At 65.0% G+C, this 12,729-nt stretch carries 15 protein-coding genes; all 15 read left to right on the forward strand.

Annotated features, from left to right (window positions below; genetic code table 11):
* The first annotated feature begins 7 nt into the window (after positions 1-7).
* The 15 genes from ACFQMF_RS01445 (at position 8) to ACFQMF_RS01515 (ending at position 12,631) form a co-directional block, all read left to right on the forward strand.
* Positions 8-694, forward strand: a complete 687-nt coding sequence (locus ACFQMF_RS01445) for a hypothetical protein (protein ID WP_256407335.1) — start codon at positions 8-10, stop codon at positions 692-694.
* Between the two features lie 83 nt (positions 695-777).
* Complete coding sequence (locus tag ACFQMF_RS01450) at positions 778-2,385, forward strand: hypothetical protein (protein WP_256407336.1); 1,608 nt, start codon at positions 778-780, stop codon at positions 2,383-2,385.
* An 11-nt stretch (positions 2,386-2,396) separates the two neighbouring features.
* A complete protein-coding gene (locus ACFQMF_RS01455; protein ID WP_256407337.1) occupies positions 2,397-2,576 on the forward strand; it encodes a hypothetical protein in 180 nt (59 codons plus the stop codon).
* Between the two features lie 8 nt (positions 2,577-2,584).
* Positions 2,585-4,645: a hypothetical protein gene (locus ACFQMF_RS01460; RefSeq protein ID WP_256407338.1), complete on the forward strand. Its 2,061-nt coding sequence runs from the start codon at positions 2,585-2,587 to the stop codon at positions 4,643-4,645.
* Positions 4,646-4,661: 16 nt separating this feature from the next.
* Positions 4,662-5,570, forward strand: coding sequence for a phage minor head protein (locus tag ACFQMF_RS01465; RefSeq protein WP_256407339.1), 909 nt, complete (start codon positions 4,662-4,664; stop codon positions 5,568-5,570).
* 60 nt (positions 5,571-5,630) lie between these two features.
* Positions 5,631-7,202: a hypothetical protein gene (locus ACFQMF_RS01470; RefSeq protein WP_256407340.1), complete on the forward strand. Its 1,572-nt coding sequence runs from the start codon at positions 5,631-5,633 to the stop codon at positions 7,200-7,202.
* Positions 7,199-7,600 (forward strand): hypothetical protein, encoded by a 402-nt coding sequence (locus ACFQMF_RS01475; protein ID WP_256407341.1) that lies wholly within the window; start codon positions 7,199-7,201, stop codon positions 7,598-7,600. Before ACFQMF_RS01470 ends, ACFQMF_RS01475 begins: the two co-directional genes overlap by 4 nt.
* A gap of 46 nt (positions 7,601-7,646) precedes the next feature.
* Complete coding sequence (locus ACFQMF_RS01480) at positions 7,647-8,477, forward strand: phage major capsid protein (RefSeq protein WP_256407342.1); 831 nt, start codon at positions 7,647-7,649, stop codon at positions 8,475-8,477.
* Positions 8,478-8,483: 6 nt separating this feature from the next.
* The gene (locus ACFQMF_RS01485; RefSeq protein ID WP_379791440.1) at positions 8,484-8,906 is read left to right on the forward strand and encodes a hypothetical protein; all 423 of its coding nucleotides are present in this window, start codon (positions 8,484-8,486) and stop codon (positions 8,904-8,906) included.
* A gap of 9 nt (positions 8,907-8,915) precedes the next feature.
* Positions 8,916-9,308, forward strand: a complete 393-nt coding sequence (locus tag ACFQMF_RS01490; RefSeq protein WP_256407344.1) for a hypothetical protein — start codon at positions 8,916-8,918, stop codon at positions 9,306-9,308.
* 16 nt (positions 9,309-9,324) lie between these two features.
* Positions 9,325-9,789, forward strand: a complete 465-nt coding sequence (locus tag ACFQMF_RS01495) for an HK97 gp10 family phage protein (protein ID WP_256407345.1) — start codon at positions 9,325-9,327, stop codon at positions 9,787-9,789.
* Positions 9,790-10,395 carry a hypothetical protein gene (locus ACFQMF_RS01500; RefSeq protein WP_256407346.1) on the forward strand — a complete coding sequence of 202 codons (606 nt, stop codon included), beginning with the start codon at positions 9,790-9,792 and terminating at the stop codon, positions 10,393-10,395. It begins immediately after the preceding gene.
* Positions 10,396-10,401: 6 nt separating this feature from the next.
* Positions 10,402-11,721: a hypothetical protein gene (locus ACFQMF_RS01505; protein WP_256407347.1), complete on the forward strand. Its 1,320-nt coding sequence runs from the start codon at positions 10,402-10,404 to the stop codon at positions 11,719-11,721.
* Positions 11,722-11,732: 11 nt separating this feature from the next.
* On the forward strand, positions 11,733-12,128 hold the full coding sequence (locus ACFQMF_RS01510; protein ID WP_256407348.1) for a hypothetical protein: 396 nt from the start codon (positions 11,733-11,735) through the stop codon (positions 12,126-12,128).
* Positions 12,129-12,139: 11 nt separating this feature from the next.
* Complete coding sequence (locus ACFQMF_RS01515) at positions 12,140-12,631, forward strand: hypothetical protein (protein WP_256407349.1); 492 nt, start codon at positions 12,140-12,142, stop codon at positions 12,629-12,631.
* Positions 12,632-12,729: the final 98 nt, after the last annotated feature.

The following is a 12,729-nucleotide window of genomic DNA, read 5'->3' on the forward strand; positions in this document are numbered from 1 at the left end:
CTACCCCATGAGCAACAGAGACCGCCGAGTCAACCTCGCGCTAAAGTGGCACTATCTCGACAATCTCTCAGCCAAAGAGGTTCGAGACCGCTTCGAGCGCGAAGGGATCGCTGACCTGACGACGTCGACGATCCGGAACTACCTCAACGAGAAGCCGAAGGAAGAGATAATCCAGGCGATCGAAGAGGAGAACGCGAACGTTCGTCTCCAAGCCGCCGAACGGTTTGAGCGACTCTACCAGCAGGCGATCGAGGACCACGACGAACTCGCCGTCGACGACGAGCCGGTGTTGGCGATGGTCCCGCAGATGGAGGTCAACGAGGGCGAGACCGATCTCCGTGTTTCCGACTGGGAGCAGCTCGACCCCGACGACGACCGATGGCCCGAGTGGGCTGACGAACGCGACATCCCGATCGCGTTCACGAACGACCCTCGCCACATCCAGCCGGGCGAGGAGTACCCCGTCGGCGCGAAGCGTGGACGTCGCCCCGAGTACCGAAAAGCCGTCGTCGGCCTTCAGCGCGATCAGCCTGACCGCGTCGGGCGGAGCTACGCCCGCCAAGAGGCCGCCTCCCACATGCGCGAGAAGGCGGACGTCCTCGGCATCTACGAGACCGACATCAACCTGAACACCGACCTAGAGGGCGCGCTCCTTGAGTCGCTGAAAGGTGCGTACGAGGGCGACGATGACTGACTGGGAGAAGGTTCAGGAAGGCGCGTTCTACGAAATCCTCGCCGAGCAAGTGGATGAGGGTTACTTCGACACGGAGGACGACGATGAGTAGCACCCCAGCCACCACCGACGACGTCGACGGCGACGGGCCGTCCGTTCGTCCCCCGGAGCACTACGCCACTCGGGCCAAGCGTGGCGACGAGACGTGGCTCGAAGACGCCATCGAGGACTATCTCGGGCTCACGGTCACGGCGGCCCAGCAGCGCATCTGCCGGGCGCTCGTCAACAACGAGAAGGTGGTCGTCGTCACGGCGAACGGGCTGGGGAAGTCGTACATCCTCGCAGCGATCGTCAACGTCTGGCTGCTGACGAAGTACCCGGCGATCGCCTTCGGGACGAGCGGGACGTACGCCAAGCTGAAGCGGACGTTCTGTAAGCCGATCGAGGCGCTTCACGACAACGCACTCGAAGGCGTCGGCCTGCCGGGGACGTACAAGCAACAGCCGCCGCGCATCGAGATCGACGGCGAGCCCGAACACTACTTCGAGGCGGCCAGTCCCGAGGACGCCGGCGAGCTCGAAGGCGTCCACACGGCCTACACGCTCGGCATCATCGAGGAGGCCGACAAGAAGGCGATCGACAAAGACGTCCTCGACGCGATGACGTCGCTGGTGACCGACCACCGCGACCGTCTCATCGCTATCTCGAACCCGCCGGTCGACTCGACGAACGTCGTCGCGGACCTGATGGACGATCCGACGTGGGAGACAGTCCAGCTGTCGAGCTTCGAGAGCCACAACGTCCAGGTCGAGACAGGTGAGGCAGACGGGCCGCTGATCGACGGGCTGGCCACGCTGGGGAAGATCCGCGACGACTGGGAGAGCTTCAACGATGAGCCGTGGCCGGGCATCGAGCAGGCGCGGACGGCACACGAGCGACAGAAAGGCCTCGACACGCGATGGTACCGCCGGCGTGCGGGTGTCATCCCGCCGGACACAGCCAGTGCGTACCGGCCGTACAAGGCGAACACGGCGAAGCAGGCGTACACGGATCCGGCCGCGACGAACTACTTCGGCTCGGCCGACACGACCAACCGGCCGCTCGGGACCGGGATCGACGTCGCCGGCCCGGGCAGTGACCGGACGGTCGCGATCACCTACTTCCGGAACGGCGACTTCGAGGTTCGCTACACGACGCAGGATGCGGACTACCCGGCGCAGGAGACGGCGCTCATGCACGACTCGCGGCTCGGCGGCGACCGTTACCACCCGGTCGCCGTGGACGCCTCGGGCGAGGGGAGCGGCCTCGCGAGCTACCTCGACGACCGGCTGCCCGACGTCCACCGCTTCGGGAGCGATAAGAAGCCGCTCACGGAGGGCACGGACGACGACAACCCGTACGGCCTCGTGAACTACGCCTCGCAGCGGGCGGAGGCGCTGGCCGCTCTCGGCGACGTCCTCCCGGATGCGACGTACATCGACACGGACCTCCGCGAGGAGCTGGTCATCGGCGGCCGGACGATCGAGTACGGCACGAAGACGATCGACTCGCGGGGTGAGCACGGCGCGGAGGTCGTGACGGTCAACTCCAAAGAAAAGGTCGAGGAGCGACTCGGTCGGTCGCCGGACTTCCTTGACGCAGCGGCACAGGCAGTCTGGGCGGCCGAGTGTACCGACGGCGGCTTCGACCCGGACGATGCCATCGTGTTCTAATTCAACCAATCATGCAGGTAACAGTACTCTGGACGAGAGACACAGCCGACGCACAGGGCCGTGAAACGACGTGGGCAGGGATTGACTGGGTCGACGAGTATCCTGACGAGCTCAAGCTCCACCCGACCGACAGCGAGCACCCGGTCGTGGTTGATCGCGACCACGTGGCTGCGTACAACCGGACGGAGTGACCTGACCAATGCGTGATGCTTCCACTGGCCGGTCGGTCCCCGACGACACGACGGCAGCGCTCGCCGATGGGGACGGCGACGACGACGCTGAGGCGCAGCCCCAGGCCCGGGACAAGCAACCGATCCTCATCGGCAGTCGCGAACACACGGCAGAGCCGGATCAGGATGACATCCAGCAGTGGATCGACGCGTACGACAACAACCCACTGATCCGTGTTCCGGTCCAGAACTTCGCGTCTGACGTCCTCGAACCGGGCGTGTCGGTGATCCTCGACGCACGGCTGCCGGGTGGTGAGGCTGACACACCGACTGTCCCCAGCGACTACCCTGACTCGGAGTATCAGGGGATGGATCTCGATGACGCGCTCGAACGCTGGCTCGCAGAGAGCTACGTCGACGGCTGGGACTTCGACGCCTCGGCGGTTGACCTTCTTGAGGCTGTCGTCAAGGACCGGCGTGGCCGTCGCGGAACCGCGATCGTCGAACACGCGTGGGGCGAGCCGACCGACCGGAAACGCTTGCTCGCCCTCCGGCCGATCAAGACGGAGTCGGTCACGGCCTACACTCGCGAAGGGAAGAACATCGTGCTCCGCCCGGACGACGAGACTAACGACTTCGAGTCGGTCGCCATCCAGAACCTCGGCGACAACTCGCGTGAGGCGGCTCCGGAGACGCCGGCGGGCAAGACCGCGGCGATCGCCCAGTACGACGACGTCTTCGGGACGGACGAACGGGATGAGATCCCCTTTGCACTCGACGACATCACTGTGTCCGCGTATGACGCCGACACGGGCTCGCTGTTCGGTCGTCCGGACTCAGCGTCGGTTGTTGGTCGGGCCCAGGCAGTCTACAACAAACTCGAACACATCGACCAGGCGATCTTGAACACGGCATTCGCGAACATCATCGCGAAGGTCGACACTGACGATCGCGAGCTCGCCAAGAAAATCCGGAGCGACCTCGACGTCAACTCGCCGGATACGGTGTCGGGGACGAACGTTCCGGTCGAGATCCAAGAGCTCGAAGGGGCAGTCCCGGATGCAGTCGCGCAGATCCAACAGGAGATCGAGATGGTGCTTGCGGCGATGCCGACGCCGCTGTACCGAGTCGGGTTCGCCGGCGACATCAATCGCGACATCACGAAAGAGCAGCGCGAGGACTACCGCGACGAAGTCGAACGCGAGCGCAACCGGTTGGAGGCAGACCTTCAGAAGCCGCTGATACAGAAGGCCAAAGAGTTCCTCTACGGCGACGCACACAGCGACAAGTCGCTTGACGTCGTCCCACGGCTCCAGATCCGCCCGGAGGATGCGGAGTCGCCGCTGCGCAACGAGGAGTTCGATCCGGAGGCGTTCGCCTCGCTGATGAACGGGCTGGCGACGGCGGCGGGTCCGAAGGGCGGTGCCGATGTCATCATCCCGCGTGAGGAGATCGTCGGGACTATCCTCGAGATGGACACCGACGAGATACTCGACGGCGATGGCGAGGCGGCCGAGCTCGAAGCGCTCGATGAAGCCGACCCGCGTGTTCGGGCGGCGTTTGACGAGTTCACTGGGGCGTCACTGGCTACACCATCGGACTCGCCGGATGACAACCACGTGTTCGGCCCGGCGACGAACGGCGTCTCGTATCGCCTCGAGGCTGACGAAGCGTACTGTGAGCGCGAGGGTGAGCAGTTCGAGCAGTTCGACGAGGCCGACACCGATGCGAACGGACGCCGGCTCTGTCCGTACTGTGGCGATCCGCTCCAAGAGTATGACAAAGCCTACAACGCGCACCTCGCTGACGGTGGTGTCTACTTCGGCAACGTCGGGGGCGACCCCTTCGAGGACCAAGACACGCTTGAGGCGTTCCTCGATGCACTCGATGATGCAGCTGCTGGCGCGGTCGAGGTCGGGGACACCGAGTGGCCGGCGGACGACTACAGCATCCACGATCGCACGGTGACGGCCGCCGGGATCACACCGTCCGAGGCAACCACCATCTGGGAAGAGCATGCGGACAAGGCCGCCGGGCTGATGGGTCCACGACCTACGGCAGAACTCGCTACACGGTACACTCCCGGGTGACTGACCTATGTCCGAAGTGCCTGAAGACGTCCGCGAGGCGATGCGGAAGGAGATCCGTCGTCGCTTCCGCCGGCTCCGCGGCCGCATCCGCGAGTGGGTCGGCTACAGTGAGGACATCTTCGGCCTCGCCGAGAACGGGAGCGCGGCAGCGAGCCAGTCCGACCTTCCCGACGACGCGCCCAACGTCTACCGCTTTCAGACGGACTCCGCGAAGGTAGGGGCGTTTCTCGTGTGGTACCAGCAGCGCCTCCAAGCGGATATCTTCGAGCCACTGGCTCGTGAGCGTGTCCGGCGCGGCGACCACTGGACGGGCGAGTACCTCCGCCAGGCCTTCGCCCGAGCGTGGCAACAGTCGCGGAGCCGACTCCAGTCGGAAGGCGTCAGTGTTGGTTCGCTTCCCGGTGACGGTGACACAGACCTCATCGAGGCGCTGTTCGACATGCCCGCACCGCGGCGGGCGCTCCAGGAGGTCTACACCCGGACGTATGACAACCTGCAGAGCATCGACGAGGACGCCGTTGAGCCTGTCCGCGAGACACTGCTGGAGGGGATCGACGAAGGCTGGAATCCGCGGAAGACTGCCAGTAAGCTGACGAAAGAAGTCGAGACGCTACAAAAAACGCGAGCAGAAACGCTCGCCCGGACGGAGACGGTGAACGCCTACTCGGAGAGCACGATCGAGCGCTACCGCCGCGCCGATGTCGACAGTGTCGCCCACGGCGAGTGGTCTGACGCGAACGACTCCCGTGTATGCCCAATCTGCGAGCGACTCGACGGACGAGAAGTACCGCTATCAGACATTCATGAGGCGACGTTCACGTTCGAACCAGGTGAGGATGAGCCGGATCATCTCGCCGGTGAATACGGGCTCCGTCCTCCGATCCACCCGAATGATCGCTGTGTGCTGCTTCCCTCAGTAAACTGATAACCTACCGATGACCCCGCCGGGGCGAGGCCCTCCCGGTACGGACGCGAGACACAGTTTATGCCACAGACAGCAACGACAGAGAGTCGCATCGCCTACTGCCGCGAGCGCGACGCCGACGACTATGCACAGGTCGTTCACGGCGTCGCGCACGGGGCCGATGAGCTAACCCGTGGCCTCAACGGGCCAAAGTACTGGCCGGCGGCCGAGCTCAAACAGGCGGCTCCCACACTCGAAGGTCGGACCGTCTACAAGATTCACGGCGACGGCGAGCGAGAGGCTGTCGGCGAGGTTCTCCGCGCGGCCTATCAGGCGAATCTCGGCGTCGTCTACGAGGCCGGCATCGACGATCCCGACGTCGCCGAGGAACTTGCATCGGGCCAGCGCGAGGTCTCGATCGAGGCAGGCAACCCGAGTACGGTTGACCAGCACGACGAGACCGGCGCGGTGATCATGCGCGACTACGAGTACACTGGCCTCGCGACGCCGAAGCGCGGCGCGTCGGAGGCGAACTACACGGCTCCGGGGCCGGCCAACCAGAACCCGGCCGTGGCAGCGCTCTCGGCGGCCGATGTCCAAGGGGCACTCGATGACGATGCGTTCGATGTCGAGGCAGCGCTGAACGCCTACCAGTCGGCTGGTGGTGTTCGCTTCCGTGGCACGCGAGACGGCAAACTCGACCGGAGTGCGATCCCCTCGGACGGCTACGAGGAGTACTTCCTGTTTGACGGCGACACGAAGTCGGCGTCGAGCTATCCCGTCGTCGACGCCGAGGGATACCTCCGACGTGGCAACGTCGTGGCGGCCTACAGCGTCGGCCCGCGTGGCGGCGTCACTCGCGAGGAGCTGTACGAGAGACTCCGGGCCCTCAACCAAGCGTTCTCGACGCCGCCGATCACCGCGGACAAACTCCGGCTCGACATGAGCGAGTCGGCGCTGTCGGCCGGCGATCTCCGCACCGATCCCGCTGTGTTGTCTGAGGCAGCGGACGCAGTACTGGGGGATACGGTGTCACCGCCCCAGCCCGATGACCCGCAAGGCGAGGTCCCGGACGGTAGCGATACTGACACCACCACTGATTCTGACACACCCATGAGCGACGACAACGACGACAAGGATGTTGAGGCGTTCCTCGAACGCCTCGACGAGAAGGACGAACAGATCAACGACCTCGAGGCAGACCTCGAAGAGACGGAAGCGGAACTGTCTGAGAAAGAGGCTCGCGTCGAGGAGCTCGAAGACGAGACTGACGACCGGATCGCCGAACTCGAAGACGAGGTCGAAGAACTCCGCGAGCAGAACGAGGCGGCCCGCGAGCAGTATGCGGCCGCGCTCGCTGCGGCAGACACCGTCTTCGATGAGGATGAGCTGGCCGAGAACTACACGCTCGCTGAGCTCTCCGCGAAGATCGAGGAGGCCGACTTCTCGACTGACGACAGCGGGACGGAGCCGTTCATCCGCTCGGGCAGCGGCGAGGGGGCCGAGGCAAACCTCTCTGCGGCCGAGCAGGAGGAGAAGGCCGAACTCGAGGCCAAGCTCGACAACCTCGACGACAAGGAGGGCCCGCTCGTCGAGAAGGAGCGTGAGCGTGTCGAAGCTGAACTCGCCGACCTGACCGGAGGTGAAGCATGAGCCTCCGACCCGGCCAGTCCCACAAGGGCGACGCTCAGCACACCGAGACCCGGACCGCAGGTGAAGCGCTGTCGGGCGGTGACGCTGTCGCACTCGACGCGAACGACGAGCTCGTCACCGCCGACGGCACGGACAACCCGGTGGTGTACGGCATCGTCGGCTACAACCAAGGCGACGGTTACGAGGCCGGCGACGACGTGCTCGTCACCTACTCCGGGCCGGTGGTCGCGAACGTCGCGGCCGGCGTCGCCGGCGGCGTCGAACTCGGCTCGTCGGCGACCGAAGGCCAGCTCGCTGCTGGCACGTCGACGAAGGGCATCATGACGATGTACGCCGAGGGTGCGGCACCGGGTGGTATCCCGAATGTCCCCGACGGCTACGCCCATGTCGACGTGTAGAGCCGCCGAGACCATCACCAACTGACACCCACAGAGACACCACATCATGGCACTTCCTAACGTCAATCAGATTGTCGACCCGACGACCGTCCGCGAATTCGCCGCGGATCGCGTCGACGCACGCACCGTCGTTCGCGAGTTCTTCCAGGACGAAGACGTCCCGGACGGAGCTGGCGAAGAGTACGAGATCCCCGTTCCTGCGGAGGAGCTGGGCGAACCCGAAGAAGTCGAGCCCGGCGCGGACACCTCCTACGACCGTGAAGAGTACGGTCGCCCGCGTATCGTCCGCCAGATCTTCAAGAAGGGCTCGAAGATCCCCGAGGAGGACATCAACGACAACGTCTTCGACCTCCTGCAGGACCACTTCGACGGCCATGCGAAGAACATGGCCAAGCGGCTGGACCGCGCCGCGTTCGCGGTGCTCGATGGCGCTGCGCCTGCTGGGGAGGCAGTCGGCGATGCGGACGGCACGCTCTCGTTCCAGGACGTCAACGCCGGCGCGACCGAGCTCGCCAACCGTGGCGAGGACGGCTTCACCGCCGACATGGCGCTTGTCGGCCCGACCGGCAAGGAGTCGATCACCAACTTCCTCGCCGAACGCGGGACGGATATCGGTGACGAGGTCGTCCGCAACGGCGAGATCGGTGAGTTCGGTGGCATCACCTACATGTTCACCACCAACGTCGCGCTGAACGCGACGGCGAATCCGGAGGCCATCCTCGTCGATTCGAGCCAGTTCGGCTACGAGGGCGAGTGGCAGCCGGTCGACACCGATCAGAAGACGGACTTCGACGCCGACTCAATCAAGACGAAGATCAAGGCGGCCTACGGCTGGACTGAGAAATTCAGTGAGGCGGCCGTGAGAGTAGAAGGGTGACACCACATGCCCCACGAAGTTCGGCTCGCTGACGACGTGGCCGACGACGCCACGCTCACACTCGGGGCACACCCCGATGGAGAGCTCGCGTTCGAGGGCGGCACCGCGACCGTCGAGGGCGAAACACTCGCCCGACGACTCGCTGAGCGGTACGTCCGACTCGAGTACGTTGATGGAGGCGCCGAAGACGAGTCGGACAGCCCCGACGGTGACGGCGAAGCTGATGATGAGCCGTCGCCGGACGCGGCGGACGACGAGTCGGTCTCGGCACCGGTCGATCCCGGCGAGTACACGAACGCCGAGCTCGAGGCACACCTCGACGAGGAAGCGTACTCAGACGCAGAACTGCAGGCGCTGCTCGACGCCGAGGAGGCGGGGCGGGACCGCACCGGCGCGACGGACGCTATCGAAGCGGCCCTCGAGGAGTAGTGATCATCCGTGAGCTACGACGCCGAATCGGATCTCAAGTACATCGAGTCAGTCGACGATATCCCGCTGACAGGACCGGACCTGTGGGAGGGAGACTCCGACGCCAAGCTCGACGCGGCGGAGACGGCCGAGAGCAAGCTCGAAGCCGACGTCAACGACGGCGTCGTAATCGGCGACGCGACGACACTCCACGCGAAGGCTGCCAACGCCTACGCAAGCTATCTGCTGTTCATTGGGCCCGAGCACCCAGAGGACGCGCTCTCGGGACAGATGTACGGCGGCGCTGGCGATGACACGATGGAGTTCGCGACCGAGGTCCACGACGTCTACCGCTCGCTGCGGTCGAGTATCGAGGGCTCAGACGCAGACTCGAGTCAGGACACTACGGAGTTCGTCCTCTAACGCATGAGGTCCGAGCGTGCGCATTGATGGGTTCGAGGAGTCGGCCGATGACTTCGCCGAGTTCGCCGAGGGCCTCCGTGAATTCGCCGACGGTATGGATGACGCCGTCGACGAAGGCACGCGGGAGACGGTCAAGCAGATCGAGCGGACGGCCAAGCGACTCGTCGCGGTCGACAGCGGGACGCTTCGGTGGTCGATCGCGTTCCGCCGGATCGATCTCGCGGAGTACATCATCGGCACCCCCGTCGATTATGCGCCCGACGTCGAATTCGGGTCAGCGCCGCACGTGATCACGCCGACGACCGGTGAGTTTCTGTACTTCGAGGGTGAGGACGGCCACCTCATCCGCAAGCGCTCTGTCCAGCACCCCGGAACGCCTGCCCAACCGTTCATGCGGCCAGCACTCCGGGAGCATCGCTCCGATCTCGCCCGTAACATCCAGGCCGAGATCGACGCCCTCGCGAAGAAGGCCTTCAGCTAGATGACACCCCAAGACGTTCTCGACGCCATCGTCGCTGCACTCACGCAGTCGACAGCATTCGATGGTGGCGACTACATCACCGAAGAGATCGACGCGCCGGGGGCGAACAGCCGCCTCAAACAGCCGGTCGTGGAACTGCAGTTCATCGCCGGCGCACGGGCGGAGCAGTGGAATACTGATCGCGTCGGCTACACGACTGATGACTCCGGTAACCGAACCGGAGAGATCTTCGAGCCGACGTGGGAGGACGTCGAGATCCAGGCCGACATCAGGGTCGCTGCCGGGAATGCCCAGCTCGACGCGACCGAACTCGGGGGTAACTTCGAGCGGGCACTATACCGGCACGACTCGCAGGGCCCAGACATCCCACTTCCCGATGGGGCGGGCGGTACGGCCGATGGGATCGAGGAGTTCCTTGTCGGCGATGGGCGTCGGCAGGATGACCTCGCCGGGCCGGGCATCCGGCGCTGGCGACATGACCTGACAGTCACATTCACCGACCGGGTCACGACCGACACGGAGTACGTCGAGGTCGTCGAGACGCCGACGAGTGGCACTGCTTCGGGCGGCGACGACGTCGCCATCGAACTGACGGTTTCCAACTGATACGCAATGACAACCTACGGCAATCCAGCCCGGATCTTTGTCGACGTCGAAGGCGGCGGTATCGGGGCGCTGAACCTCGACACCGCACAGAAGATCGTCCTCTTCGGCGCCGGCGATCCGGGCAGTGGTAGCGCACAGACAAACGACCCGACGCAGGTGTCGGGCCCGGGCGAACTCGCATCGACGTTCGGCGCTGACTCCGAGCTCGTCGAGCTGTTCCGCGGGGCAGCCGCGAACGGCGTCGCCTACTCCATGATGTATGGCGTGATGCCCGCCAAGCAGTCCGTCACCGGCGAGGCGATCGCCGGCGGCAGTGGCGAGCTTGGCAACGCACCCATCCTCGAGGACACCGCCGAGATCACGGTCCAGAACACGACCGCCGGGCAGGAGGCGACGCCCGTGTGGCGGTACGAATCGCCGCCGCAGACGGGCGACCTCGCCGACGACGAAGTCGCAGTCAACCCCTTCTCGGGCGAGGTCGAAGCCGGCGACACCGACGACTACGAGGTCGACTACAAGTACTACCAGTGGCAGGACGCCTTCGACGCGGCGACCGGCGTCATCCAGGAGCAGGAGGAAGGCCTCTGGTACGTCCGGTCCGAGGCCGAGTCCATCATCTCGGACGCCATCGCGACGGCCGTCCCGCTGCGAGAGAACCAGTGGAAGATGGTGCGCGTCGCCGGCGACGCCCAGCCGAACGCGACGGCCGCCGACGGCTCGGCATCGATCGACGTCGACGCCTACGCGGACAACCTCGACAACGACGCGCTGTTCGTCACCGGCCCCGTCCGACAGGCGAACAGTTCCTACACTGTGTCTGGAGAAGTCGCCGGCGTGTTCGGTGGCGTCGACACGGACGAGTCGGTCATCGGCCAGACGCTCACCGGCGTCGGTGAGCTCACCCAGACGCTGAACGTCCCCGACCAGGAGGCGCTCGAAGACGAGGGCGTCATCCCGCTGTCGAACGCCGGCGCGGTGTCGATCGAGGGCAACCTCTCGACGTCGACGGCGACCGGGTGGACGCGGAGCTACTTCGCCCGTCGACTGGCCGACCAGCTCATCCTCGCTGCTCGGGCCATCGGCCGGGCCACGCGGGGCGACATCGCCAACGACGACACGACCCGGCTCATCGAGAGTCGGCTCGGCGATGAGATCGTCGACCTCGTCGATGACGGCGTGCTCGAACCGAACTCGCGGACGGAGACGAACTGGTTCGTGACCGCGGTCGAGGACGACGCCAACCCGCGCAAGCTCAACGTGAGCTTCGGGTTCACGCCGGAGGGCATCGTCGACACGATCGAGTTCTCCGCGACCATCAACACCTGAGGTAACAATACATGGATCAGAACGAGACTGGCAAGGACGGAGAGCTCACGGTCGAGACGCCGAATGGGACTCGCAACGTGCCGTTCACAAACGCCGACTACGAGATCAGCTACGACATCGCCGAGTCGGAGTTCAACGACTCGATGGAGAAGCCGTCGGCGTACACGGGCAAGCGGGCCGCAGGAACGATCGAGGCCGAGGGCTCGAAGGCGGAGCTCAAGCGGCTCCTCATGGACGAGCAGGGGATGCCCGTCGACGACATCCGCATCGAGATCTTCGGCAGCGAGGGCGGCGACCGCTTCACCGAGGTGAAGATCGAGTCGTTCGGCCGGGAGTTCCCCGGTGGCGACAAGACGACCACCGAGATCCCCTTCCAGGCCGACAAGCATCGCCCGATCAACCTCTAGCGTAACCCACCATGAGCAACAACGCACTCGACGTCTACGACGAGATCACGGGCGGTGACCGAGCCAACGGCACGTTCACGTTCGTGTACAACGACCAGCCCATCGAGTGGGACGTGAGGCCACTCCCGAAGCCACAAAAGAACGACCTGCTCTCGCAGCTCCCTGACGGCTACTTCGACCCCGTCCTCGACCTGGAAGAGCTCGACATCGACGAGGATGAGCTCGAGGAGATGGACGAGGACGAGGTGATGTCGCTGCTCAAAGAGCACGACGTCGACCTTGCCGAGGCCACGCGGAGCATGCTCCTCGACGAGGAGGGGACCAGGACAGCGATCAACGCGATCGTTGATAGCTTCAATCACCCCTCGCTGTCGGACCAGAAGACCAAGAACATCATCCTGTCGCCGGCCTTCCCCGACCGGGCGTTCGAGGAGGCGCTCCGCACCGTACTGGAGGTGTCGCAGGCGGACGACGACGTCGTCGAGTTTCGCTCGGAGAGATAAAGCCCAGAATCTGTTGGAGAACATTGAGCAGTTCGGGCTGCCAGAGGTTGACAACGTCCGCGACCTGACTGAGGCGCAAGCCGTCTTTGTCGCCGAAG

It is taken from the genome of Halorubrum rutilum (assembly GCF_042665015.1).
In the GTDB taxonomy this organism is placed as follows: Archaea; Halobacteriota; Halobacteria; order Halobacteriales; family Haloferacaceae; genus Halorubrum; species Halorubrum rutilum.

Excerpts from the sequence above, each read along its gene's own strand:
- ACFQMF_RS01445 (WP_256407335.1), top strand. The coding sequence starts at position 8 with ATGAGCAACAGAGACCGCCGAGTCAACCTCGCGCTAAAGTGGCACTAT.
- ACFQMF_RS01450 (WP_256407336.1), top strand. The coding sequence starts at position 778 with ATGAGTAGCACCCCAGCCACCACCGACGACGTCGACGGCGACGGGCCG.
- ACFQMF_RS01455 (WP_256407337.1), top strand. The coding sequence starts at position 2,397 with ATGCAGGTAACAGTACTCTGGACGAGAGACACAGCCGACGCACAGGGC.
- ACFQMF_RS01460 (WP_256407338.1), top strand. The coding sequence starts at position 2,585 with ATGCGTGATGCTTCCACTGGCCGGTCGGTCCCCGACGACACGACGGCA.
- ACFQMF_RS01470 (WP_256407340.1), top strand. The coding sequence starts at position 5,631 with ATGCCACAGACAGCAACGACAGAGAGTCGCATCGCCTACTGCCGCGAG.
- ACFQMF_RS01475 (WP_256407341.1), top strand. The coding sequence starts at position 7,199 with ATGAGCCTCCGACCCGGCCAGTCCCACAAGGGCGACGCTCAGCACACC.
- ACFQMF_RS01480 (WP_256407342.1), top strand. The coding sequence starts at position 7,647 with ATGGCACTTCCTAACGTCAATCAGATTGTCGACCCGACGACCGTCCGC.
- ACFQMF_RS01485 (WP_379791440.1), top strand. The coding sequence starts at position 8,484 with ATGCCCCACGAAGTTCGGCTCGCTGACGACGTGGCCGACGACGCCACG.
- ACFQMF_RS01500 (WP_256407346.1), top strand. The coding sequence starts at position 9,790 with ATGACACCCCAAGACGTTCTCGACGCCATCGTCGCTGCACTCACGCAG.
- ACFQMF_RS01505 (WP_256407347.1), top strand. The coding sequence starts at position 10,402 with ATGACAACCTACGGCAATCCAGCCCGGATCTTTGTCGACGTCGAAGGC.
- ACFQMF_RS01510 (WP_256407348.1), top strand. The coding sequence starts at position 11,733 with ATGGATCAGAACGAGACTGGCAAGGACGGAGAGCTCACGGTCGAGACG.
- ACFQMF_RS01515 (WP_256407349.1), top strand. The coding sequence starts at position 12,140 with ATGAGCAACAACGCACTCGACGTCTACGACGAGATCACGGGCGGTGAC.